This is a genomic window from Streptomyces yaizuensis, from assembly GCF_034961445.1.
Classification (GTDB): domain Bacteria; phylum Actinomycetota; class Actinomycetes; order Streptomycetales; family Streptomycetaceae; genus Streptomyces; species Streptomyces yaizuensis.
The window spans coordinates 439,123-462,996 of sequence record NZ_BSBI01000004.1; the positions used below are offsets into that span (position 1 = coordinate 439,123).

The following is a 23,874-nucleotide window of genomic DNA, read 5'->3' on the forward strand; positions in this document are numbered from 1 at the left end:
GTACAGGATGCTCACAAGGCCGGATTGAGTCCGCCGCCCGATACAACCCCACGGCAGTTGCCGAACTCCCGCCCGCAGCAGCAGGCCGGAGCCGCGTCGGCAGGTGCGTGCACCGGACCGGCATCCCCCGGTGCACGCCGTTCCGCATACCGACGGCCCCCAGGGTGACTTTGTTTCCTCAGCCGAACCGTCCTGCGCAACAACAATTCGAAGCCGAAGACTCAGTGGTGCACCGCAGAACAGCAGACAGCACCCGGCAGGGAAACATGCTGCGAACCGCAGCGCGGAGCCGGCCGCCCGGCACCGGGCCGACTCGTCACCCGCACCTACTGCCGGAATACGCCACTGCATCAACGAAAAAGGAATGAGAGGTACCGGATATGTCTGAAGCCGAATCGATCAACCTGCCCAACCCGAACCCCAACTCCGAGGGCGCCGCGGAACCGCTCGCCGACCCCGGCGAGCACACCACCCACGCTGCCGCACCCGCACCCGCACCCGACGCCGGGAGTGAGGGTGAGGGTCTGGTGGGCGAAGACGGGTTCGCCGTGGCGGGCCGGGTGTCCTCCCCCGTGCCGGGCCACAGGGTCACCTACCGGTACGGCATACGCAACCCGCGCTACGCGACCGGGTATCACACCGGTGACGACTACGCCGCCAGGACCGGTACGCCCGTCGTCGCCGTCCGCGCGGGCACCATCGCCTGGGCCGACACCCGCGGCGCCTCCTACGGCACCTGGATCGGACTGCGCGCCGACAACGGCCGCGACTACATCTACTGCCACCTCTCCAAGCTCGAAGTGAAGACCGGCGCCAGGGTCAGGGCCGGCCAGCGCATCGGCCGCGTCGGCGCCACCGGCAGCGTCACCGGCCCCCACCTCCACCTCGAGGACCGCCCCCGCGGCGGCCGATACGGCCAGGACCGCAAACCCCGCTGGTAACCACAGCGGACACCAGTAACGGGCTGGGTGGTCCCGCACGGGGGTCAGGACCACCCAGCCCCACGTCCCAGCAGCTCCGCTCGCTTCGGTACACCCGGCGGGCACCGGCGCCCTCGGTCCGGCCCTGCCGGCCGGGGGCGCCGCTCCCGCACTCCAGCAGCACCGCCCCCACCGTCTGAAGTGCGGAGAAGGCGAGCACGGCCGCCGACGCGACCGGGCCCGCGTCCGGCTCGCACAGCCCCACCGCTGAAGGAACGCGCGCCGGGCGCGCTCGATGCCGGCCTCCAGCGACGCCGCGCCCGGAACCAGTCGACCAGACAGGAGGCGGTACCCGTCGGATGCTGGCTCACGGATGCGTACCGGCCAGGTCGGCGCGAGAGCTTCCCGACCCTCGCTGTGACCGCTGCCCTAGGCTCGACCTTTCGTGACGGCTCATCAGGTCAACTGGTGGGCCGCGTGGGCTTGATCGGTTGCGTGTGGGCAGGCTGGGGTCCCGGGTGTCGTCTCGGGTGGACGCCGGGTCCCACTGCTCCGGGATGCTGCTGGGGCTCGTCGGGACGGTCGGGGTTGCTGGTCAGCCGGGGTTCGGCAGGGCTGCCAGCGCTGGATCGCCTCGGTGATCACGTGCGTCCAGGGCCATCGGGCGATGAAGCGGAGCCGGCGGCGTCGGCCGGTGATGATGAGCTGGGCGGCGGCGGAGAACAGCCGCAGGCGGAGCCGTTTGGGTTCCCAGCAGCGGGCGGTAGCACCGGTCAGGGCGAGCATCGACATCCAGGCCAGTAGGTCGAGCGCGATCTTGATGATCTCCAGCCAGATGCAGTTTTGCGCGGTGTCGTGCAGGGGCAGGTTGCGCAGGCCGGTGGCGCGGGTGCCTCGCGACTCGGATGCGGTTCTCGCAGCGGGGCCGGCGCCGGTGACGCAGCTCCAGGTCCGCGAGCTGGGCGCCTTGGGTGTTGGTGGCGAAGCAGGTCAGCCGCAGCCCGTCGAGGTCGGTGAAGCGCAACTGGGCACCAGGATGAGGTCGTTCCTTGCGGACGATCAGCCGCATTCCTTTCGGCCATGTACTCAGGTCGGGCATGTCGGTGATCTCCGCGATCCAGGCGCCGGGCCGCTCGGTTCCCTCGGCGTCATAGGCCGGCGTCCACGCAGTCTTCGGGATCTTCAGCACGGCCTGGTGGAGGCTGTCGGCGATCCCCATGCCGACCGAGTAGGACAGCCACCGTCCCGGCCGGGACAACCACTGAAGGAAGGCGTGGGTGCCGCCAGCGGAGTCGGTGCGGATCAGCGTCCGCCGCCCGCGCCGCAGGTCCTCGGGGAGTTGGGCCAGGGGGAGCCGGGTGGCTTCGATGTGGTCGCTTGCGGTGTTGAAGCCCGCGTTGCCCGGCCGCAGCAGCGCGGTCACCGGCTCACCGGACCCGGCCCGGCCGTGGTCGACGAACGCCACCAGCGGAGGTCGCGGTCGCGTCCTGCTTCTCGGAATGCGCCTGGACCAGCACACCCTCGATGTCCACGATCACCTGGCCATCGGCAGCCGGACCATCATCCCCGGCCAACGTCCCTACGCGCTCGCGCACGCCGGCCCGGGCTGCGCGGATCGCGGCCAGGGCCTTCGGCCCGGCCACGGCGAGAGTGTCGATGAGGGGAGACGGGCGGGTCCGATGCCACCGGGCCGAACAGATCCATCTCGGCCCGCAGCAGGGCGACATCGGCGAGACAGTCCCCGCCCAGAGCTACGGCAAGCGCGAGGTCCAGCAGGATCTTGCCCGGGTCGTGCACCGCCCGCGGCTTGCGCCAGGGCGCCATGGCTGCCGACATTGCCGTGTCCAGACCAGACGTGCGGACCGTCTCGACCAACAGCACCACCCCGGCCTGCGAGACCACCCCGCGGCCGCCGCCCTCGACGCGGACAAGCGAGTAGCACCCGTTTGGCTTTATTCACGAGTAGTGGTTCTGGCTCAGCTTCCATGCTGAGTGACGCTCTGTTACGGCTGGACGTCGAAGAGAGCAATGGAAAGGGGTGGCGGGGCAAGCACTGCGCGAAGGCGCATCAGTATGGCTCGCCACTGCTTCCAGTCCTTCGGGTCGCCCCAGTTTGAGGCCGGCCCATCCTCGTCGCCGACGATGCGGGCGAGGGCTTCGTCGGCGAGTACCCGAAGGTCGGAAGGAAACACGGGCATGGGCTTTTCCGGACCGTAGGACATGTCGACGGGTTCGCCTCCCGGGCATTGCACCGCGATCAAGGCGGCGGCCGCCACCGCCTCTTCTGCTTCCGTGAGGTAGCCGGTGGCGTCGACCGTCCGGACGAGGACGCCTCGGATCAGGGCTTCGCGGGCCTCGGGCTTGGCTTCGTCGAGGGCGTTGGCGAAGTCCGCGGCTGTGTCGTTGTCGAAGGGACCGGTATCCCAGGTGCCCATGCTGATCTCCTTGCATATGGTCGCTCGGATCCTCGCATCAAGCACTGACAACACAATTACGGGGCGAGCAGGACCCGTTTGCGAAGAGGGTCGAAGCCTGCGCGGCCGAACATCTGGCGCATGAGCCTCTTGATCCGGTTCACGTGGCCTTCGACGACTCCGGATTTCCAGGGCAGCGTCAGGCCAACGATGACGGCGTCGCGGTCTCGGTCGATGCCGGCCGCAAGAGTGTGGAGGCTGGGCAGGTCGTCTTGGCGGACGGCGTCGAGCCATTGCGGGAGTCGTTCACCCTGGCGTTCGGTAAGCATGCGGACGGAGGACCGGACGTGACCGGTCAGGGCATCGAGTTCGGGGCAGTTGGCCAGGACGGCCTTGAGCCGGAGCCGTTCGATCTCGGTCAGCGTCCAGGGTCGGCTGAGGATCCATCTCGTCACCACGCGAGGTGCCGGCGGTTGCGTGGTGACCGGCCGTGGTGAGGTGCGCTTCTCTCGGAGGTAGGCGCTGACCCGGCCGTAGCTGCCACGATGGCCCAAGGGGACGATCTCCTCCCACAGCTTCCAGGCGTTGGTGCAGCCCTCCTCCCAGCGCTCGTCCAGGTAGGGCTTGTACTCGTCGAGGACGGAAGTCCTGCTGCGCTGCCGCTGGCCACGAAAAAGGTCTTCCGACTTCGCAGCGTCGGTGAGGCTCTTGACGGTGCGGTGGGTCATCCGGAGCTGACGCCCGATGGAGCGGCGGCTGTGGCCGGCTTCCAGCAGCGCGTGGACCGTGGCGTGCCTGGCTCGGACACAGTTGGCGAACCGATCGCTCCGCCATGGCGAATCTGTCTTCTCCCCGGGCGGCGCAGGTGGTTCGGCCTCCGCTTCGTGATTGGGGACCAGGACGCGAAGGCACTGGCGGTGCTGGGCACAGCCTGCTCAGCGGCCTCCCCGGGGTTGTGCCACAAATGCCAGCGGTCCGCGACCTGCGTCGCTTGGGATGCCCCGGCTGTGGCGCCTTCTGCGAAGAACGATGCGCGGTTCCGGCAGACGATCTCGATCCCTGGCCGTTGGGCGAGGCAGGCGGCCAGGCTTGATGCCTCTCGATCAGGCAGGAGATCGATCGGCCGGCGGGTCTCGACGTCCACCAGGACAGTGCCGCAGCGGCGGCCCTTGCGGGTGGCGTACTCGTCGACGCCGACCACCCGAGGCGTCGGCACCTCCGGCTCGGGGAGTGCCTCGACCAGACGCAGGATCGTGCTCCGGCTGATGGATATGCCGAGCACGGCAGCCAGGCGGGCGCCGGCTCGACCGGCCAGGGCGAGGCCGATCGCGGTCAGGATGGAGCGCAGTCGTTCGGTGCGCTGGCCGTGCCTGCGGGTGAGGCCGGATATCTGCTCCACGAACGTCTGACGTGGGCACTTGGTGTTCCCGCACCTGAATCGCCGGACCCGCAACTGGAGTACGACGCTTCGTCCCGCGCTCGGGGCATCAGCGAGAAACCGCAGGTAGGAGCTGTGAACTCGGGTCGAGCAGACTCCGCATCCGGGGCAGGCGGCGCCGGCTGTGGTGCACTGCGAGTCAAGGCGCACGTTCTCGATGTCCATGTTCACCAACCGCACCGCGATGTCCGCGATCGCCGGGAACAACAGCGCCTTCAGCTGGAATGCAACGTCTTCCACGGCCCGGACTGTCAGCCCAGCGATACTGACCACCACCCATTTTCGGGCGACTTCGCACACCGCCCGGAGACGCTCAATCGTCACTCACCGTGGCGAGGGTTACTTGGGCGGTCCATGACCAGGGGTCCGGGGGCGGATCCCAGGTCATCTCGACGTCGGTGTCGTGGACGTCGCGCGCGAGTTCCACCACCATGACTGCCGCAGCGGCTCGCGCGTCCTGCGGGTCGGTGTTGATCGGAATGTCGAGGCGCCCGCAGAGCATTCCGCCTTCCACGGGTTGGATCAGGAAGCGCCAGCCCTCCGGCGTTGCCAGCAGGACGATCCCCTTCGGAATGCCCCAGGTGGGCTGCTGCTTCTTCTCCTTCTTGCGTCTCACCATGCCGCTATCCAACATCGTCGGGATCGTGGTGATGAACGGGGGTGGCGGGGCTGTTGCCGCGGCGTGGTTTGGTGCCTGTCTTGTGGTGAGCGGGGCGGGCGTAGGGCTTGCCGGTGGCGAGGACGCGTCCGACGTGTCGGTTCTTCGAGCCGACCGGGCGTCCGGGGCCGGGGCGAGTGGGTTTTGGTGCACCGTCCACCAGGGCGGTGATGGCCGAGGTCGCCGCGGTGCGCAGGTACTCCTGGACGACCTCGGCATCCGTCCAGCGGCGGCGGGCGGAGACCTGGACGATCAGCACCCGGGCCGTTGCCCGGCCGGCGGCGCGAGCCCGGACTCCCGTGTCGGCATCGGCCCCCACACCCGCGCCCTGGCCCGATACCAGCCCTGCGGAGAGACGAGGTAGCCGCAGCCGTCGGCGCCTGCCGGAAGCATGACCGTCACGATCAGCGGCACGGTCAGCAGCTCGTACCCGGTCCCCAGGGGGTCGGGGTCCATCGGCACCCCGGCGGGCGGAACGGCGCCGAAGTCCGGAGCGGCCCGGCGGGCTTCCACCCGGGCGCCAGCCTCCCCGCGCCGCAGCCCCGTCACCGCCATCTCCGCGCGTGCGGCCGGCTTGCGCTTGCGGTCCTTCGTCATGCCCGTCTCCTGCTCACGGCCCGACTCCACGCCCCGCGCCGCACTGGAAGATCGCAGACAGAAGAAACAAGGGGGGATCACGTGGCACGCGATTCCGGGAACCTCGACCCCAGGACTGTGGGCGTGGACCGCAACTCCCCGACGGGGCACCGGCGTACGTGCACGCCGCCGCACGCATTTTACCGACCTCACCACGATAACCATGGCCGTTCTCGCACAGGCCCCAAGGGCCGGGGACATGGCCCCGCGACCATACCGCCAGCAGGAAACCGGCAGTCTTCACCCTCCCCGGCCGGACGGCGGGGTGACCAACCACCAGGTCTAAGGACGTCATCCGTGGTTCCGGCCAGCCTCAGTACCAGGAGGGCGGCAGCGGAGCGGCAAGCGATCGAGGATGCGGGGCAGTCCGCTGTTCCCCGCGTGATGGCCCGTTCCGTACAACCCGGCCCCGGGCGGACCGGTCCAACGGTTACGCGTACGGGACCGCCCCGGCGCGGCGCGGGTGGAGTTCACCCCGTCCGCGCGGTTCTCCAGGGGAGGAACGACCATGAACATCCCTTGTACGGTCCGGTGGTCCGGGCCGGCTCTCGCGCTCCTGGCGACCGGTGTGTTGATCGCCCCGGCGGCGGGAGCGGCTCCGGTGGAACGGCCGGGCGCGTTACCCGTGCCCGTGGCGAAGGCCGAGGACTTCGACGGCGACGGCTATCGCGATGTGGCGGTGGCCGCGCCGCACGCGACGGTGGAAGGGCGGGCCCGGGCGGGCTCGGTCGCCGTGCTCTACGGATCCCGCAAGGGTGAGCCGCTCGCCCGGAAGCAGGTCTTCCGGCAGGGGCACAAGGAGATTCCCGGCACGCCGGGGACCGATGACCGCTTCGGCGCCGATGTGGTCAGCGCGGACCTCGACCGCGACGGGTACGCCGATCTGATGATCGGTGTACCCGGTGAGAGCGGGGCAGGCAAACGGTACGCCGGGGCGGTTGTCGCGGTCTGGGGCGGACCCGATGGGCTGGGCTCCGCCACCACGGTGCTGCACGGCGTGGCGGAGTACGACAGCAGCGGCGCGGTGCTCGCGGCCGGGGACTTCGACGGTGACGGCGACACCGATGTGGTGACGACGGACCGGCGCCAGAGCGGACAGCGGCTCGTCTCCGGCCCCTTCGGGCGGGACGGGTCGCACGCCGGTACGGTGCCCGTCCCGTCGGACCAGTTCGGTGTTCACACCGACTTCGCCACCGGCGATGTCAACGGTGACGGTCGGACCGACCTGGTGACCGCCGGTCACACCACCCACGGCGGTGCTTACCCTCGGAGCGCTTTTCACCTGGGCACACCGCTCGGCCCCGGACACGCGATGAAGCTCGGCGGACGGCCGTTCGAGGCCGACAACGTCGACATGGGCGACATCAACCGGGACGGCTTCGCCGATATCGTCCTCGGCCGCCAGGGCGGGCTGGACACCGACCTGGAGGTCCCGCACTCCAAGGGCGGCATGATCACCTGGGTCCCGGGCTCGCCCTCGGGCCCCGTTCCGGCCCGCGCCCGCGCCCTCAACCAGGACAGCCCCGGAGTGCCCGGGGCGGCCGAGGACTCCGACAACTTCGGCAGCGGCGCCTCCATCGGCGACATCGACGGGGACCGCTATCCGGACATCGCGGTGGGTGTTGCCTCGGAGAGCTTCGGCGGTGTCAATGCCGCCGGTGCCCTCACCGTGCTGCGCGGCTCCCGTACCGGCCCCACCACAGCGGGGGCCCAGGTCATCAGCCAGAGCACCCCGGGGGTGCCGGGAGTCGCCGAGCACAAAGACCACTTCGGGTACGAGTCGACGGTGGTCGACATCAACAACGACGGCAGAAGCGAGGTGTTCACGGCGGCCATCGGGGAGAACGGCTACGCCGGTGCGGTGTCCTTCCTGCGCGGCACCCGCTCGGGTCTCACCGGCACGGGCGCGGTGACCTTCGGCACGGGTTCGCTGGGCATGGTGGCGACCAACGCGATGCTTGGCGAGTTCAACGACTGACGCGGTGCCCGCTCCCGGCTTCCGGGCCGGGATGCCGGGTGATCATGTCTGCTGTGGCAGAGCCGGACCATGCCCTTCGACCCACCGAGGCGTTGCTGTGTGCCGACGGCCCGGTGAGATCGAACAACTCGTCGCCGTGCACGGTCAGGCAGTCGAACAGATCCTCCCGGAAGCGTGACGCCTTCGCGAACGCTTCCCCGGAACCGGTGGCAGGCAGGAGACTCACCCTTCACGGCCTTCGTCTTGATCGGTGCACCTTGGTCGGAGCACATGATCAGACGAAGACCACCCTCATGACCGGCGAACACCCAGGTGAGCAGCCTAGTTCGAGGCCTATTTCGATGCCGGAGGATCAAGGACCAGCTTACGGCAGAGACCGCAGGGGCGGGTATTGCGTCGTTATCCCTGAGGGCTGGAGCAGTGGCGGAGGTTCGGGGCCGGGATCCTCGGCAACGACGACACCGGCGGCCACGTGGTCGAAACCGGCCGGCCAGCGAGTGTGCTCGCTGGCCACCGCGCCGGTCAGACGTGCCTGGAGAAGGCCGGCGGTGCTCAAGTCGGAGCCACGCAAGTCGGCGAGGCGCAGGTCGGCGCGGCGGAAGACAGCGCCGCCCGCGTCGGCCTTGCGCAGGTTCGCCTCGCGCAAGTCGGCCTCCGTGAAGTCGGCGTCACGCAAGTCCGCTTCGACCAGCCGCGCGCCCCGCAGGTCAGCGAGAACGCAGCGGGCCCGGCGAAGAGTCGCTGTCGTGAGGTCGGCGTGCCGCAGGTTGACCGCGACGAGAGACGCCTGCGTCAGGTTGGCGTGGTACAGCCCCGCCGCCTCCAAACAGGACCGGTCGAGGTTGACCTCGTGCAGCCACAGTCCGTCGCAGTCGGCCCGGCGCAGGTCCGTGACGCTGAGGTTGACCCAGGACTGCGTTCGGGGCTGCGGCAACAACACGCCGAGCCCGGTCAGCGCCACCTGAGCGTCGGCGGCACGGACCTCCAGCGGCACGACGTCGTTGATGGGCGCGTCCGTCGCTGGACCTTCCGGTCCGGTGGGTGGCCAGGGCAGGTGTGTACGCAGATAGGCGGCCTGAATGGAGATGACGGCCTCGCGGTCGCGGTCGGAGTACTCCGCGATCCGCCACAGGGCGTGGAGCCCGCCGATACGCGTCTCCAGCTTGTCACTGCCGAGCTGATCGACCGCCGTGCTGAACCGGTCGGTGACATAACCCTCCTGGGTGGCCCGCAAGCCGTCCTGGCTGACCCGCAGTTGCCGCCAGGTGGCGTACGCGCCGAACAGCAAGACCATGCCGCCCACGGCCTGCAGAAGCGTCGTACGGACGTCGTTCACCGCTTTCAGCCGGTCCTGCGCAGCGACCCTGGCCCCGGCGAGATCATGATCGACCACCACACCCGGCAGGAAGACGAGCACCATGCCCAGAGCAGCCGGCCCCGCTGCCCCGGCCAGCACGACCTCGATCACACGATGCCTGACCAGCCGGTCACGCCACGGCCTGCGACTGCGGTCCGGCTCTCTCATGCCCATGGGCATGAGAGCCTAGGTGCCGCCTAAGAAACGATCAAGACTCGACTTGGAGCGGCGCCATTCCACCCCCACCGGCCCGACGGGCAGTTGCCGTTGCGACGGCAGAGCGCTGTCCGTTCCCACCGATATTCGCGAGCCCTGTGACCTGGGCCGCCATCACCTCCTGACCCGGCGTCTCACCCGCAGAAGCTCCCCGCACTGACAGCATCGGCCGCCCGCCCGTGATCACTGGGCGGGATGTCTTCTCGCCGTGCACGGCTGTGCAATCGGCGGCGAGCCAGGGGCCCAGGTCGTCAATGAGCGTGCCGAGTACCGCCGGATCACTCAAGGGCACGCGTCGATGGCCGCGGCGAACCATAAAGGACAAGCTCAGCCTACCCGCGCACCTTCTGCTGGATGCAGCGGTCGAAGAGGACGAGGCCCGCTGGCCGGAGGCTGCGCAGCGCGAGCAGGCCGCGGCCCACCGTACGTTCGCCGCGAGGTGCGTGGGCATCGAGGTGCGTCGCGGTTCCTGCGGCGAATGAAAGCGGGTGCCAGATCTTCTTGACCAACCGGCACTCGAAGACGGTCGGTCCAAGCCCTGCCGACAGGAATCCGCCCAGCCAGCCCCAGCCCCAGCCACATCTGCCGCGCCCGCCGGGCCGTTCGTGGTCGCACCGGCAGGTGCACCGCTTGCGGGTGACCTTCCAGCCCGCCCCGGTGGGGCCGTCACCGAGGAGGCGGATCAGGTCGGGGCACCGCGGCAAGCGGAATACCGAGCTGCTCCCAGGCAGCTCTTCCTCGCTTCGGGAATCCGGCCCGAGGCGTCCTCACCCGAAGGCTATGGCGTCCCTTCGGCCGACTGCTGCCAGGCCGGCGCGCGGAGCAGGGTGGCCGTGGTGTCCGCGGTGGCCCGGGGTGCTTGGTCCTCCGTGGTCCGGCCCAGCCCCTGAAGCAGGACGGTGGCGTGGAGGACACCGACGTGGACCGGGACGGTGCGGACGCCCGTGAACGCTGCGCGGCTTTCCTCGGCGAGGCACAGCCCGTCCAGAACGCCGGGCTGGCACACGGCCTCCCGGACGGCCAGGACCAGGATCTCGGTCAGGAGGCCGGCCTCGCGGTACGCGGCCATCCACGCGGCCGCGCCGACCACGCGCGGCCTCCTCCACGATCACGTCCTGTCAGCTCGCATGGGCACGGGCTCCGGTGCCGGCCTGTCTTGGCCTGCGAGCTGGTGGTCGTCTGTCCGGTGGGGCGGATCGTTCGCTGGGGTCTGGGGACGGAGAGGGTTCGCCTCAGTCCTTGCGGGAGCCGTAATACTGCATCAGCCAAGGCCACTGGCGAGAGAGGATCGCCGTCGAGCAGCGGGCCACGGGCATTCTCCTGCCAGTGCCGAGTGCGCCCCTGACCTGCGCCATCCTCCGGAATCCCGGATTCCCCTGAGGGTGAATTCGATCACTCGGCTCCGGAGAAGGGACGACCCATTGGTAGAGACCAATCCGACTTGTCCCGGACTTGTGCGGCTGTTGAGGGCGTATGCCCTGGTTACCGCTCCAGAGGTCAGCCGACGGGCGGGTGGTGATGATCTAGTCATGCCAACAAACAGACGGTTACTGTCTCGTCACCCCCGGATCGATCCGGGGGTGCGGGCCCGGCGCACTCGGTTTCCTAGGCCATGACATGCGCCGGTAGAGCATTGCCCGCACTGTCTTACCCGAAGGGCCACGATAGTGAATCGCCGCTACCGGGCAAAGCCTCCCGTCATGACCCGCCGCATCCTGGTGAGCACCGCGTGCGCGACCGCGCTCCTCGCAGGTACCGTCACCGTGCCCAGCGCCTTCGCGGGTTCGTCCGTACGGACAGCCGCGTCGGCCAGCGAGTGCCAGAACGCTGTCCCCACCTATGTCCACGACAGGTCCGGGGCAACAGCCGTACTGCGCAAGTACCTGGACTGGGACCCGCTGACGGGAAACACCAACGGCTCCCTCCACAACACCGGCGTGACCGCGCCGCTCGACACCAACAGCATGTTCTTCACCGCGAGCACCGGCCTCATCTACGAGATCACCAACACAGGCGTACTGAAGGCCCATAAAGACAGGAGCGCCACGGGAGGCAGCCTGCTGACACCGGTACGCGACCACGGCACCGGATGGAACGTATACAGCCGCGTCTGGTCGGGTGGCGAGAGTCGCGTGTTCGCCCTGAACCACAACGGCGAACTCGACGTCTACATGATCGCCAGGGCACCTCTCGACAGCGGTGCCTTCAAGAAGCTGCGGACGCTTCCCGCCTCGTCGGCTGCCGCCACCGCATTTCGGGACGCGGACGATGTCTGGGCCGTGGGAACGACCGTCTACTCACTCAAGCGCGGTACCACAGACGGACCGGGCACGGTCAGGTCGTGGAAGTACATCGAGACCGACCCCGGGGCTAAATTCTCCGTGCCCACCACGGTCTACGCGGGTGTGGGGGTTGACACTCTGCGCGGCTGGAGCCCCGGGCCCGGCACCTTTTACACCGTCGGGTCCGATTCCGAGTACACCGGTGTCGTCTCCAGCTACACCGGCACCGGCACGGTAAGGCCCGCCAACCCGGATGTCGCCGCCGGCTTCCAGGGCGATGTACACGCCGAAGCAGCGCCCTGTCTGGCGAGCCCCTCCCCGGACATCAAGCCCGTCGTCGGCCCCGATCCTTCAGGGACCGAGGTCCCGCCCCCGGCGGTGAACGACAACACCCCCGACCCCGCACCACAGAATCCGACCGAGTTCACAGGCACCTTCGTCCTCGGCGACGGCCGCCCCGCCGCAGGGCTGCCGGTCCGGGTAGAGGCCCTGGACATCACCAGCGACAGCGACGCGGAACACGAGCTGACCACACTCGGCACCACCGTGACAGGAGCGGACGGCACCTGGAAGGTGACCCTCCCGGCGACCCTGCCCGAGCCCGTGCGGCTGGCAGCCGCCGAGAACGGCGGCGCCATCAATGCCATGGCCACGGTCAACGGCCAGACGCCCACGGGCCAGATCATGCGCGGTACCGACATGGTCACCGCAGCGCCGGCGAGCGCGCCGGCGACAGCCCGGGCGCTGGCCGCGACAGCCGCGGCGGACAACGCCGAGCCCACCAAGCTCCGGCCCATCACCGCTGACATGTTCCAGGAGCAGCCCCAGCCGCCCGCCGCACGTACCGCTCAGAGCTGGGCTTCCAAAGACGAACTGAACTCCGCCGACACACTCGGCGACCGGCCGCTGCCCGAGTACCAGAGCGATGTCGCAGGACTTCCCCAGGGAGACCCGTACGTCATCAACGGAGTCGACACCAAGGCCATGGAGGTGAAGGCCTTTGACGGCGGCTGCGACAAGACCAAGGAACAGGTGATCGAGCGGAAGATCAACTATACGACCGTCGGCGAGGGCCACGCCTGGTTCGACGCCGGGGCGACCGTGGAGTACGAGAACAAGATGGCCTCGAACGTCGAAGTCGCGGTCAAGACCGGCAGCCGGTGGACGATCGAAGGCTCCGTGACGCTCGGCTCGTCCATCGGCCACTCCACGGGGTACGCCAAACGAGGCCCGTACTTCGCCAAGCAGTGGCAGGTGCCGATCGAGTACAAGAAGATCCGCGAGACGTGGAAGTGCGACTACGGCAAGATCACGATGTACCGGTACAAGATCGTTGCCGGTAAGTACAAGATTCCGCGGGGCGGCGCCGTAGGCAAGTTCGGCAAGGATGTCCGCGACTTGGACGGCCCGACCAACTATGGACGCTATCCAGCGAAGAACCGTAGTTGGGTCGAGCCGGGCTCGTTCTTCCAGATCACCAAGAACCGCAGTACCAAATGGTCAGGGGCGGTCAGCGCCTTCGGGGTGAAACTGGGCGGATCCACCCAGTACGACAAGGACCACAAGCAGCGCATCGACGCGGGTACCAAAAGGAGCCCGCGGCACGACATTTGGGGGAAGAATGACAGGGTGGACGGCAAGCCGGGTGTCTTCTACTCGTGGTAGAGCACTCGTACTCCTGACGGCCCTGGCCCTGGCCGGGTGCTCGCCGACCGGCCAGCGGCTCGATGAGCAGGGATCCGGTACGCCGGCCATGCCCGGACAGGCGCTGGGGCGCGAGGGAGGGCAGTCCAGCGGCGTCGTGGGCAACGAGAACGCCCGGGTGGGTGAAGTCTGGTACTTCGCCCTTCCGGTCCCGCATAACTCATCGTCCAAGCCCATCGACATCACGAGTGTTGAGGTCAAGGACATACCCAACGGACTCAAATTGATCAGCTACAGCGCCTACGATCTCGACGACACCCAAGGGCTGCCGATGCTGGCCAAAGAAGGCGGAGCGCACACACCAGCATTCGCGAAACTGAAAAACTACGCTAATGAACCGGTAACAGTCGCGGCCGGGAAAGAGAGCGACATCTTCTACCTGGCCAAGCTCAAGATCACGGCACCACCGGAAGAGTCTGCACGCTGGTGCCGATTCGACTACCGGCAGGGCGGCGTGAAGTACACGCAGACACTGGACTGCGAAGTCGAGCTGACAGTGCCCAAGTAGACAGACCACGGCGCCCCCTCTCACCACACCGCGCCCTCCCCGGAGACAGCGGAAGCGACTGTGATGCTCGCGCGGAGTGAGCTCGTCCCAGGCCATTCTGGGACGAGCTCACTCGCTCATCCAACCTCGGGCCTCATCCCTGACTGCGCCAGGCTCTCTGCACACCCGGCGCTCGCAGGGGCCCAGCCGCATCGATGCCTCATGGGTGTGAAGGTCGGCAAGCAGGGTGGAGTAGGCGTCGCACTGATGCTGGCGGCGGTCGGAATCGACCGGGCTGCAGCGGACCAGGGCTCGCCGCTCTCACCTGAAGGCTTTGGTGTTCAGCCCGGCCAGCTGCTGGTGGTGGGCTTCGTCGGGGAGACGGCCCCAGCGGCCGTTGTCGTAGTAGATGCCCGTTCCGGTGGCGGGGTCGGTGAAGTCGACGGTGCAGGTGTCGTGCCCGTGGTCGCACCGGCAGGGGCAGCGCTTGTGGGTGACCTTCCAGCCCGCCCCAGTGGGGCCGTCGCCGAGGAGGCGGATGAGGTCGGGGGCACGGCGGGCCGTCGGTGGCCTCCATCCGGTAGCCGTCCTCCGAGGTCCAGGCGGTGGTGGAGTTCACCGTCCCGGGGCCGGCCGTGGCCCGGACCCGGCGCAGCAAGGGTGAGAAGACCGGGCCGCACGGCACCGTCGACGCCCCAGCCGCACCGGCGCCCAGCACGCCGGTGCGCGAGAAGCCGGCCACGACGGGCCAGTCGGCCGGCCCCGACCGAAGAGCGCCGGATACCTCGCCGCACTCGCCGTCCACCAGTAACACCGCACCAGCCGCACCAGCGAGATGGACGCCCGCGTCCGCGCCGCCGACGAAGCCCAGGCATGGTCATTCCGTCGGAACCGGGATCCGGAGGAGGCGTTCACCGAGATCGCCGCTGAGGAAGAGATTCTCCGGAAGCAGCACGAACGGGCTTGCACTTCGGGCAGGCTGGAGGCCAGCGTCCGGGCCGCGCTCACCTGCAAACGGCGCGGTGAAGTTCCGGACCCGGCACGGCGGCTGTCCGCAGCCTCGTAACAGCCGTTGGTGAACTTGGGGTACGCCCCTTCTGTCGTGTACGGATAGCCGAGGTCGGCCGGGTTGGCGTCGATCGGCAGGATCAGGTGCTTGCCGCACAGGCGCACGAAGGCGCGCATCCCCGGGTGGCCGCTGTGGAAGTCAAAGATGCTCACCTCGGAGCGGTCGGCCGCCTTGATGCTCGGGGCGGGTGCGGCGTCGAGGTAGGTGATCCGCTCGTACTGAACGACGAGGAAGCGCTCGCGGACGGCCAGGTAGCGGCGCAGCGGCAGTGCGGCGATCTCCACCCGCAGGCTGGTGTCATCGCGGTGGACGCGGACGACCTCCGTGAGGCCGACGTGCGCTACAACACCGCCGACAGTCTCTTCACGGACAGGCCCACCGGTAGCTGCCGGAACCGGTACGACATCCGCTCCGTCGGAACACACGAGGCCGGGCATGTCTTCGGACTCGGACATGTCGGTGCGGGGCACGAGAACCTCACCATGTACACGAACTCATTTCTCTGCACCACAAAGGCGAGGACCCTCGGCAAGGGGGATGTCCTCGCCCTCCGTAGCATCTACTGAGGAGGCGTCCATGAGCTGGGCGGGACGGTCTGCGCACACCCTGCTGGCGGTGGTCGCGGCGGTGTCAGCCGCCGGGTGCACGGCTGGCGGCAGCAGCAGTGACGCGGGAGAGGAATCCTGCGTGTACCTGTTCACCTATGAGGGACGCGAGTATCGAGATATCGCGAATGTGAACTTCGTCGTCGCCGACAAGCTCGGAACCGCTGTCAATACGCCCTGCGACGACCAGGGTGGAGAGGGCGACACGAAGGAGCCAGGGACCAGCAAACCCGCCTACGCGGTGAACGGCATCTCGCCGAAGATCGCCATCGCGGTCGGAGACACACCGGCCGAGGCGAAACTCCTGGTCTCCTATTCCGGATCCGAGCTGCCACCCGAAATACAGAAACCAGACGACGGGTCATGACACAGTGTGGGCCTGCAGTTCATGCTGCCGGGCCCACACTGCCGACGGCGAACTCTCCTCTTCACCCACCGTATTCCGGCCCGGAAACTTGCTGCCCCGCCGCCTGGACATCGCCCCCGACACCCCGGCCGTCGGCACGAAGCTCCGCTGGAGCGCGCCGAAGCTGATCGCGGCGGCGAACGACGGGTGCCGAACGGACACGTCCGCGCCCTGCACGTCCCGGCCTCCGCGCCCGTGAGGACCGGCCCCGCCATCGTCGGCGACGTCACCTCGGCTCTGTTGCCAGCCGCGCCCGCCGCGCCGGTGGAGCGCCGGCCACCGCCGGACGGGTACCGCCGCGCGATCGAGGCGCGCCGCCGTCCCGCATCGACCCGGGCATCGCGGAAGCGGTGGAGCGGCAGACCGCCGCGATGCGGGAGCTGTCGCGCCGCGCGTTCCCCGAGCCCGACGCCGTCCCGGACGATGTACCGGCCGGGGTGTGGGGCCGCCCCCTGCCAGGTCCTGCCGTGAGTCCGTCCCTGAGCCTCAGCCGGCGCGAAGAGGCACCCCCCGGACGAGACCGGTACGGGAGACCCGGCCCCGCCCCCGAGTACCCCGGCGCGGGGTGCTCATGGGTACCGGAGACAGTGCGGCGATGATGTGCGGGTGTTCTACGAAGATCTCAGCGAGTACTCCTACCTGCCCGAGGACGCCGTTCATCGACCGGGAATCGGGCTTTTACGCGCTCTGGTACCGCCCCACGTACACCCGGTTGAACATCGGGTGGCTGGAGGCCGGCAGGCCGTACGCGGCAGGGACCGTCCCCGCCGCGTTCGTGGAGAGGCTGAAGGCTGTGCAGGACGTCCACTGGATGAACGTCTGCCTCGGGGCGCACAGGTGTGACCTCTGCCCTGATCAGGAGACATCGGCACCGGAGGGAAACGGGGAGGTGCGGATTCCCGGCGAGCCGGGCATCGCCTACGCCGCTCCGTTCCTGATCGCACACTACGTCACAGCCCACGGCTACCGCCCGCCGCAGGTCTTCATCGACGCTGTCCTGGCCGTCGACCTCGACGAGTGGACCGCCGCGAGATGGCCCGACGTCCCCTTCCCCTGGGTTCCGGACGAAGCCGAACCCATGCTCGAATAGGGCGGAGCGAGGCATCTGCGCGGCCGGAGCGCGACGGGTCGCAGACCCGCCCGTCAGGCCTTGAGCTGGGTCACGTGGTTGTCGACGGTGTTGTCCCCCGGTCGAGAGGTAGCGGCGGGCTCAGCGGGGTCGCCTCCCGCACATCCCGGTCTACTGAGTTTTTAGGCGTGGTGTCGTGTAGGGCTGACAGGGGCTGATCGTCGCGGTATGCCTGGAAGATGAGGTATCCGCAGGGTGGGGGCCTGTCCCCTGAACGGCAGGTGTTTCGAGAACGCATCCGGCTGGAGGCGGCCGGGATGTTCGCGGCGGGGCATGCCAATGCCGCGGTCGCGAAGGAGTTACGGGTCAGTGTCCGGTCGGTCCAGCGCTGGCGGCGGTCATGGACGGAACGGGGAGAGGCGGGGTTGCGGTCACGCGGCCCGGTGTCCCGTCCGAAACTGGGCAGAGCCCTGTTCACGGCGCTGGAGGAGGAACTGGCCAGAGGGCCTGCCGCGCACGGCCGGCCGGACCAGACCTGGACCCTGGACCGGATCCGGACACTGATCGGGCGCCGGTTCCACAAGACCATGACCCTGTCGGGCATCGCCCAGATGCTCCGGCGGCACGGCTGGAGCCACCAGATGCCCGCCAGGCGGGCCGTGGAGCGTGATGAGGCGGCGGTGGCCGGCTGGGTGAAGGAGGTGCGGCCCCGCGTGGAAGCACCGCGGCGGCGCTCGGGGCCTGGCTCGTCTTCGAGGAAGAAGCCGGCTTCTCGATGACGCCGCCCACCTCACGCACCTGGGCCAAACGCGGCCACACCCCGGTGATCCGGGTCCGCGGCCGGTCCCGGCGCCGCTGCTCGATCGCCGCCCTGGTCTGCTACAAGCCCGGCGAACGCTCCCGCATGATCTACCGGCCCAGACGGCACTGCGACCACAAGCGGGGCGGGCGCCGCAGCTTTGCCTGGACCGCCTACCGCGACCTCCTCAAGGCTGCCCACCGCCAGCTCGGCGGACCGGTCATCCTGATCTGGGACAACCTGAACGTGCACAAGGACCGCCGCCTGCGCGCCTTCATCGACGCACAGGACCGGGTCACCGCCTCCCACCTGCCGCCCTACGCACCCGACCTCAACCCCGTCGAGGGCATCTGGTCCCTGCTGCGACGAAGCAGCCAGGCCAACACCGCCTTCACCAGCCCAGAACACCTCATCACCACACTCCGCCACGGCCACCGCCGACTCCAGTACCGCAACGACACCCTCAACGGATGCCTCACCGAAACCGGACTCACCATGACGACAACACACCTACAACCTCAGTAGTAGAAGGTGGTCACGGTTTCCTCGAACCGGGCCTGCAGGGGAGGTTCGAGGCGGCCGCGCGGGTAGCTGGGCATCAGGGCCGGGGTGGACGTGCTGGGGGCGTGGCGGGGGCGGGTCACGGCCGGTGCCTTTCAGCCGCGGGGGTGGCGGAAGCGGACGGACCAGGGGTGCGCGCCTCGCCGAGGGCGTCCTCGGCGAGGCGCAGGAGCTGGATGTCGCTGGTCCCGGCGGGGGGTTCCAGGCACAGGGCGTCGCGGTGGTAGCGCTCCATGGGCAGATCGCAGCGCAGGCCGGCCGCGCCGTGGAGCCGCAGTCCGGTCAGGGTGGCGGCGATGGCCGCGTTCACGGCCTGGTACTTGGCGCTGATCAGGTCGCTGTCGCACGGCTGTCCGGCGTCGAGGAGGGCGGTGGCGGCGTGGAGGGTGTGCCGGGAGACGCGCAGCGCGGCGGTGATCTGCCCGATGCCCTGGCGGATGACGGGCGGGGCGGCGAGAGGCCGGCCGTAGCGGGTGGTCGTGGTGGTGTGGCGGACGGCCTGGTCGAGGGTGGCCTGGTGGAGGCCGACGGCGACGGCGGCGAGGTTGGCCCTTCCGTGCAGGACGCTGGAGGAGTAGGCGGCGGCGAGCCCGCCGCCGACGGTCCCGATCACGTGCTCCTCGGGTATACGGACGCGGTCCAGGACGAGTTCGCCGAAGCTGAACCCGCGCAGCCCCAGCGACCGGGGATGGGGGGTGGTCATCAGCCCGGGGCGGCCGGTTTCGACGAGGAACGCGGTCAGACTGTCCGGGCGGCCGGGTTTCCCGGTGCGGGCCACCACGCAGTGCAGGTCACTGGTGTGTGCGTTGCCGACGTAGTCCTTGCGGCCGGTGAGGACCCAGCCCCTGCCCTTGCGGCGGGCGGTCGTCTCCATCCCCAGGACGTGGCTGCCGGAGCCCGGTTCGGTCACCGCGATGGTGGGCAGGCACACCCCCTGCGCGATCCGCGGCAGCCACTCCTCCCGCATCGACGGGCTGCCGAGGTTGAGGATCATCGCGGTGCCCAGCTCGGCAGCCTGGGCGGCCGCGCCCGCCGCGCCGCTGATACGGGACAGCTCCTCGATGACGACCGTCTTGGTCCGGTGCCCGGCGTCCATGCCCCCGTACCGGGCGGGGATGGTGATCGAGGTCCAGCCGTGGCGGGCGATGGCGTCGAGCAGGGCCCGGTCCGGCACACCCGCGGTCTCCAGGTACGGGATCCGGGGGGCGATCTCCGCCTCCGCGAAGGCCCGCACCCGGCGCCGCAGTTCCTCCTCGGCGAGCACCGGTGGCCGGCGGCGCGGTTCCACCCCGAAAGCCGGGGCCGAAGCCGTGGGTGTGGTGGGTGGTGAGGGGTGGGGCATGTCGGGTGGTCCCCCTGATCACGGTGATGGTGGTGGGTGGGTTCAGGTGGTGCGGTGGCGGAGCAGGGAGTGGAGTTCGCAGGCGAGGTCTTTGCTCGTGGCGAGCATGCGGTGGGCGTCTCCGGGGCGGGGTTCGGGGTCGATCCCGCACACGGTGCCCAGGACCAGGTGGGTCTCGGGGTCGATGACTGGGGCGCCGGTGTAGGCACGGACGCCGAAGGCGGAGACGGCGATGTTGCTGACGAGACGGGGCGCCGCGCACACGCCGGGGAGGGCCATGGGGCGGCGGCGGTCGGCGACGAGGGGGCAGAAGCCCTCCCGCAGGCCCATGGTGCGGCCCATTGTGCTGCCGGCGGGCTGGGACAGGCCGGTGAAGTGCTGGTGGGTGCCGATGAGGTTCACGATGCCCACCGCCAGGCCGAGTTCGGACCTGATGTGTTCGGCGAAGCGGTCGAAGAGGGGGTCGGGGCCAGCAGTCCGAGGCTGGCCAGGCGCCGGATTCGCAGGGCGGTGTCGTCGTGCAGGTGGGGCAGCGCGTCCCGGCCGGTGGGGAAGTCGCCGCTCACCGTACCTCTCCCGGGGGGAGCATGGCGCAGGCGTGGTCGACGAGCACCATCAGGACGGTGCGGGCGGAGGAGCGGTGGCGGGCGTCGCACGTGATGACGGGGGTGCCGGGACGGGTCAGGTCCAGCGCGCGCCGGATGTCGTCCAGGGGGTGGCGGGGGGCGTCGTCGAACTCGTTGACGGCGACGACGAACGGGAGCTGTTCCTGTTCGAAGTACTCGACGGCCTCGAAGTAGTCGTCCAGGCTGCGGGTGTCGGCCAGGACCACGGCCCCGGCCGCGCCCCGGCACAGGTCCCGCCACATGAACCAGAACCGCTCCTGGCCGGGGGTGCCGAACAGCATCAGCACCACATCCCCCACCCCAGCTCTGTCGTGTGCGTTGTCGGGGTGGAGGGTGATGCGGCCGAAGTCGAGGGCGACGGTGGTGGTGGTCTTGGCCTTGATGCCCTCCAGAGGGTCGAGGGAGGTGTCGGCGGTGGTGAGGGCCTCGTCGGTGGTGAGCGGGGTGATCTCGCTGACGGCACCGACGAGGGTCGTCTTCCCCGCGCCGAACCCGCCCGCGATGACGATCTTCACGGCCTGGGCGGTGGGGGCGGGGCGGGGGTCACAGAGCACGGAGGCCACGGGCGACTCGTTCCAGCAGGGGGCGGGAGGGGCGTTCGGCCAGGGGAGGGGAGGCGATGTGGAGGCGGCCGCTGTGGACGAGGTCCGCGAGGACGACCTTGGCCGCCTGCACGGGCAACTGGAGCAGGGCGGCGAGTTCGGCGACCGCCCGGGGTCCGGGCTCGCACAGGCGCACCGCCTCGCGGTGCTCGGGCAGGGCACCGGCGGCCAGGACGCGGAGCCCGGTGCCGAGGAGGGTCTCGCGCCGCAGGTCGCACACGGGCCGGGTCCGGCCCCCGGTGACCGCGTAGGGCCGCAGCGACCGGATGGTCCGGGCCTCGGGCGCGGCCTCGGGCGGGGGAGGGTGGGGGGTCATGGTCCGGCCCGGCGGGCGGCGGTGCCCAGGTGCTCGGGCAGCTGGGCGGTCAGCCGGGTCATGGCGTAGCCGATGGCCCCGGTGTCGGCGCGGGGTTCGGCGAGGGCCGTGAGGAAGCCGTTGCCGCCGGGGATGCTCACCAGGAGCAGGACACCGTTGGTGGTGTCGATGCAGATGGCCTGGTAGCCGGTGGTGTTGAAGCAGAGCGCGCCGGTCTGGCGGGCGAGGCTGTGCAGTCCGCTGAACGCGGCGCTGAGCGTGTCCGCCTCCGCGAGGGGCGGGTGGAGGGATTTGAGGAGTCCGTCGCCGGTGGCGACCAGCGCGGCGCTGACGCCGGGGGTGTCCTCGGTGAACTTGCGCAGGACCCACTCCAGGGGGTCCTCGGACAAGCGGGCGGCGGGGTCGGTCACGGCCGGTTCTCTCCCTCAACAGGGGCGGGCGGGGGTGGGGGTGTTGTGGTGTCGCGTACGGCGGTGAGGAATCCGGCGGCCCCGTCCCAGGCCGCCCGCGCCGGGGCGGGCGCCGGCGCGGACGGAGGGACGGGTGGGCGCGGATGGCGGAGCCCGGCCGCCATCCGGCCCGGCATCCGCACCCCGTCCGGCGTGGGTGTGTCCGAGCTGGTGCCCGTCACCCCCACCGGCGCGGGCAACGGCACTTCGGGGGGCAGGAATCGGTGCGGTGCGGTGGGCACCGGGACGGGGGCGTTCCCCGCCGCCGCCGCAGCGGTCGGATCACCGGCGGCGGAAGGATCGGGCACGGGGGCGGTGCGCAAGGCCGCCTGAGGTAACCACACTTCGGCGACCACCCCAGCTGTCTCGTTGGGGGTGAGGCGGACGGTGATGCCGTGCCGGCGGGCGAGGCGGGCCGCGACGGTGAGGCCGATCTGGCCACCGGAGACCAGGTCCCGGCCGTCGTGTCCCGGCTCGTGCGCGAGCAGGAGGTTCATCGCGGTGAGCTGCTCCGCGCTCATGCCCGGTCCGCTGTCGGGGATCACGAGCAGCAGGCCCGGCCGCCCGGCATCCAGGCGCCCGGACAGTTCGACGACCCTCTCCGGCGGGGAGAAGGCGGTGGCGTTCTCGATCAGCTCGGCCAGCAGATGGGTGAGTTCGGGCACCACATGCCCGGCGATGGCGGTCGCGGGCACGAACGGCCCGGCCCGCACCCGCCGGTACTCCTTCACCTCGGAGATGGCCAGCCGCAGCACCTCCTGCGCCGGGGTGTCCTCGCCGGGGCGGCGGCGCCTGGAGCCGAGTAGGACGATCAGGCTCTCCGTTCCCCGCACGACCCGGGTGACGTGATGGTCGACGGTGAACGCGATCTCCAGCAGGTCCGGGTCCTCGACCACCCCCTCCAGGGCGTCGACCGACCCCAGCGCCTGCTGGCACAGGGCCAGCGTCCGGTGCGCGGCGTGGCGGGCCAGCGCCCGCTCGGCCGACCCCGCCTCCCCCAGCGCCTGAAGCGCCCCCAGTACCGCTTCCTGGAACGCGAACAGCTCCCGCTGCAGCCCGGCCACGGTCGGCGGCCCGCCAGCCGCAGGGGCCAGGAGCACCCCGGCCCTGCCGGATACCGTGCCCGCCGGACCGGTGGCGGTGAGCGCAGAGGTCCCTGCGGACAGCATCGCCCCCAGATGCCCCAGGGCCACGGCCGTCTCCTCCCGCGCCCGCCCCGCGACCGCACCCGCCTCCCGCCACATGCGCGCCGCGCCCGCGGCCCGGCGGTACGCGGTCCGGGCAGCTGCCGCGCCCGCCGCAGTGGCGGCGGCGAACGCCCCGGCCACCGCCACCGGCCCCGGCTGGACGGCGGCGACCGCGCCCGCCCCGGCCATGGGCACGCCCCCCCCACACCACAGCCCGGCCCATCGACCGCGCCCACAGGTCGCCAGGGGCGGGCGCCGGTGCGTGGCGCCCCGGACGCGGGGCCCGGGACCGTAAGGGCCACCGGCCACGACCGGCCGGCACGGGGCGGGCAGAAGGTTTTCGCATGCGCAGGATCCTCAGCGGAAACAGGCCCGGACAGCACCGACCCGCCGCACACACGGCCGCGGTCCGTCACAGGAACAAGGGAGAAGGGGTGGGGAGATCACGGGAATGGTCACCAGTCCGCCCCGCTCCCCGGCGATGGCGGGGGATGCCACCCCGGGGGAGCGGGCCGACACGGCCACCCTGCCCTGCGCCCCGGGCCCGGCGCCAGCGCCCACGACCTGTCGCCCGGCCGGGCACACCCAACCGGCGAAACCATGTGGAAACCGCCCGAAGGTCGCATCAGGGATGCAGGATCCCGGGCGGAAACGACACGCCCCAAGGGTTGACAACCCGCGCCGGCCCACCGGCCGGCCGCTGGCCGGACCGGCACCCAACGGCGCTGACCGGCCCGCACCGGGCCCCCGGCC

21 protein-coding genes and 3 pseudogenes are annotated in these 23,874 nt (G+C 70.2%); 8 read left to right on the forward strand and 16 right to left on the reverse strand.

Annotated elements, in window-relative coordinates:
- Positions 1-380 precede the first annotated feature (380 nt).
- Positions 381-941 carry a M23 family metallopeptidase gene (locus tag SYYSPA8_RS12765; RefSeq protein ID WP_323447218.1) on the forward strand — a complete coding sequence of 187 codons (561 nt, stop codon included), beginning with the start codon at positions 381-383 and terminating at the stop codon, positions 939-941.
- A gap of 574 nt (positions 942-1,515) precedes the next feature.
- Here SYYSPA8_RS12765 and SYYSPA8_RS12770 read toward each other — a convergent pair.
- The 7 genes and pseudogenes from SYYSPA8_RS12770 to SYYSPA8_RS12800 form a co-directional block, all read right to left on the reverse strand.
- Positions 1,516-2,876: pseudogene (locus tag SYYSPA8_RS12770) on the reverse strand (IS1380 family transposase).
- Positions 2,877-2,923: 47 nt separating this feature from the next.
- Positions 2,924-3,355 carry a DUF4259 domain-containing protein gene (locus SYYSPA8_RS12775; protein WP_323447219.1) on the reverse strand — a complete coding sequence of 144 codons (432 nt, stop codon included), beginning with the start codon at positions 3,353-3,355 and terminating at the stop codon, positions 2,924-2,926.
- Positions 3,356-3,411: 56 nt separating this feature from the next.
- A complete protein-coding gene (locus tag SYYSPA8_RS12780) occupies positions 3,412-4,062 on the reverse strand; it encodes a transposase (protein WP_323447220.1) in 651 nt (216 codons plus the stop codon).
- Positions 4,059-5,012, reverse strand: a complete 954-nt coding sequence (locus SYYSPA8_RS12785) for an ISL3 family transposase (RefSeq protein WP_323447221.1) — start codon at positions 5,010-5,012, stop codon at positions 4,059-4,061. Before SYYSPA8_RS12785 ends, SYYSPA8_RS12780 begins: the two co-directional genes overlap by 4 nt.
- Before the next feature lie 73 nt (positions 5,013-5,085).
- Positions 5,086-5,391 carry a hypothetical protein gene (locus tag SYYSPA8_RS12790; protein WP_323447222.1) on the reverse strand — a complete coding sequence of 102 codons (306 nt, stop codon included), beginning with the start codon at positions 5,389-5,391 and terminating at the stop codon, positions 5,086-5,088.
- Positions 5,392-5,395: 4 nt separating this feature from the next.
- Positions 5,396-5,599, reverse strand: a pseudogene (locus SYYSPA8_RS12795) (hypothetical protein); the annotation flags it as partial.
- 83 nt (positions 5,600-5,682) lie between these two features.
- On the reverse strand, positions 5,683-6,027 hold the full coding sequence (locus SYYSPA8_RS12800) for a hypothetical protein (RefSeq protein WP_323447224.1): 345 nt from the start codon (positions 6,025-6,027) through the stop codon (positions 5,683-5,685).
- 547 nt (positions 6,028-6,574) lie between these two features.
- Between SYYSPA8_RS12800 and SYYSPA8_RS12805 the strand changes: the two genes are divergently transcribed.
- Positions 6,575-8,044 (forward strand): FG-GAP and VCBS repeat-containing protein, encoded by a 1,470-nt coding sequence (locus tag SYYSPA8_RS12805; protein WP_323447225.1) that lies wholly within the window; start codon positions 6,575-6,577, stop codon positions 8,042-8,044.
- Positions 8,045-8,408: 364 nt separating this feature from the next.
- Here the strand turns inward: SYYSPA8_RS12805 and SYYSPA8_RS12810 are convergent, their stop codons facing one another.
- The gene (locus SYYSPA8_RS12810) at positions 8,409-9,512 is read right to left on the reverse strand and encodes a pentapeptide repeat-containing protein (protein WP_323447226.1); all 1,104 of its coding nucleotides are present in this window, start codon (positions 9,510-9,512) and stop codon (positions 8,409-8,411) included.
- An 883-nt stretch (positions 9,513-10,395) separates the two neighbouring features.
- Complete coding sequence (locus SYYSPA8_RS12815; RefSeq protein WP_323447227.1) at positions 10,396-10,707, reverse strand: hypothetical protein; 312 nt, start codon at positions 10,705-10,707, stop codon at positions 10,396-10,398.
- A gap of 610 nt (positions 10,708-11,317) precedes the next feature.
- Between SYYSPA8_RS12815 and SYYSPA8_RS12820 the strand changes: the two genes are divergently transcribed.
- The 6 genes from SYYSPA8_RS12820 to SYYSPA8_RS38485 all read left to right on the forward strand — a co-directional run bounded on the left by SYYSPA8_RS12820 (position 11,318) and on the right by SYYSPA8_RS38485 (position 18,563).
- A complete protein-coding gene (locus SYYSPA8_RS12820; RefSeq protein ID WP_323447228.1) occupies positions 11,318-13,564 on the forward strand; it encodes a hypothetical protein in 2,247 nt (748 codons plus the stop codon).
- A gap of 88 nt (positions 13,565-13,652) precedes the next feature.
- Positions 13,653-14,111 (forward strand): hypothetical protein, encoded by a 459-nt coding sequence (locus SYYSPA8_RS12825; RefSeq protein ID WP_323447229.1) that lies wholly within the window; start codon positions 13,653-13,655, stop codon positions 14,109-14,111.
- Between the two features lie 1,170 nt (positions 14,112-15,281).
- Positions 15,282-15,725 (forward strand): matrixin family metalloprotease, encoded by a 444-nt coding sequence (locus SYYSPA8_RS12830; protein ID WP_323447230.1) that lies wholly within the window; start codon positions 15,282-15,284, stop codon positions 15,723-15,725.
- A gap of 10 nt (positions 15,726-15,735) precedes the next feature.
- On the forward strand, positions 15,736-16,131 hold the full coding sequence (locus SYYSPA8_RS12835) for a DUF6281 family protein (protein WP_323447231.1): 396 nt from the start codon (positions 15,736-15,738) through the stop codon (positions 16,129-16,131).
- A gap of 610 nt (positions 16,132-16,741) precedes the next feature.
- A complete protein-coding gene (locus tag SYYSPA8_RS12845) occupies positions 16,742-17,260 on the forward strand; it encodes a DUF7919 family protein (RefSeq protein WP_323447232.1) in 519 nt (172 codons plus the stop codon).
- Positions 17,261-17,478: 218 nt separating this feature from the next.
- Positions 17,479-18,563 (forward strand): IS630 family transposase gene (locus SYYSPA8_RS38485; RefSeq protein ID WP_456115159.1). Its coding sequence is split into 2 segments (ribosomal slippage): positions 17,479-18,004 and positions 18,004-18,563, totalling 1,086 coding nucleotides; the frame shifts between segments, so codons are not numbered across the junction.
- Here SYYSPA8_RS38485 and SYYSPA8_RS12860 read toward each other — a convergent pair.
- The 7 genes and pseudogenes from SYYSPA8_RS12860 to SYYSPA8_RS12890 form a co-directional block, all read right to left on the reverse strand.
- Entirely contained in the window at positions 18,557-18,682 is a 126-nt protein-coding gene (locus SYYSPA8_RS12860) for a hypothetical protein (RefSeq protein WP_323447235.1), read from the reverse strand. The two genes, SYYSPA8_RS38485 and SYYSPA8_RS12860, sit on opposite strands and share 7 nt — an antisense overlap.
- A complete protein-coding gene (locus SYYSPA8_RS12865) occupies positions 18,679-19,887 on the reverse strand; it encodes an acyl-CoA dehydrogenase family protein (RefSeq protein WP_323447236.1) in 1,209 nt (402 codons plus the stop codon). The genes SYYSPA8_RS12860 and SYYSPA8_RS12865 overlap by 4 nt, the downstream gene beginning before the upstream one ends.
- A 96-nt stretch (positions 19,888-19,983) precedes the next feature.
- A pseudogene (locus SYYSPA8_RS12870) lies at positions 19,984-20,394 on the reverse strand (GAF domain-containing protein); the annotation flags it as partial.
- 109 nt (positions 20,395-20,503) lie between these two features.
- Positions 20,504-21,130, reverse strand: a complete 627-nt coding sequence (locus SYYSPA8_RS12875) for a GTP-binding protein (RefSeq protein ID WP_323447237.1) — start codon at positions 21,128-21,130, stop codon at positions 20,504-20,506.
- Complete coding sequence (locus tag SYYSPA8_RS12880; protein ID WP_323447238.1) at positions 21,111-21,485, reverse strand: DUF742 domain-containing protein; 375 nt, start codon at positions 21,483-21,485, stop codon at positions 21,111-21,113. The genes SYYSPA8_RS12875 and SYYSPA8_RS12880 overlap by 20 nt, the downstream gene beginning before the upstream one ends.
- Positions 21,482-21,895 (reverse strand): roadblock/LC7 domain-containing protein, encoded by a 414-nt coding sequence (locus tag SYYSPA8_RS12885; protein WP_323447239.1) that lies wholly within the window; start codon positions 21,893-21,895, stop codon positions 21,482-21,484. The genes SYYSPA8_RS12880 and SYYSPA8_RS12885 overlap by 4 nt, the downstream gene beginning before the upstream one ends.
- Positions 21,892-23,310, reverse strand: coding sequence for a sensor histidine kinase (locus SYYSPA8_RS12890; protein WP_323447395.1), 1,419 nt, complete (start codon positions 23,308-23,310; stop codon positions 21,892-21,894). Before SYYSPA8_RS12890 ends, SYYSPA8_RS12885 begins: the two co-directional genes overlap by 4 nt.
- Positions 23,311-23,874 lie beyond the last annotated feature (564 nt).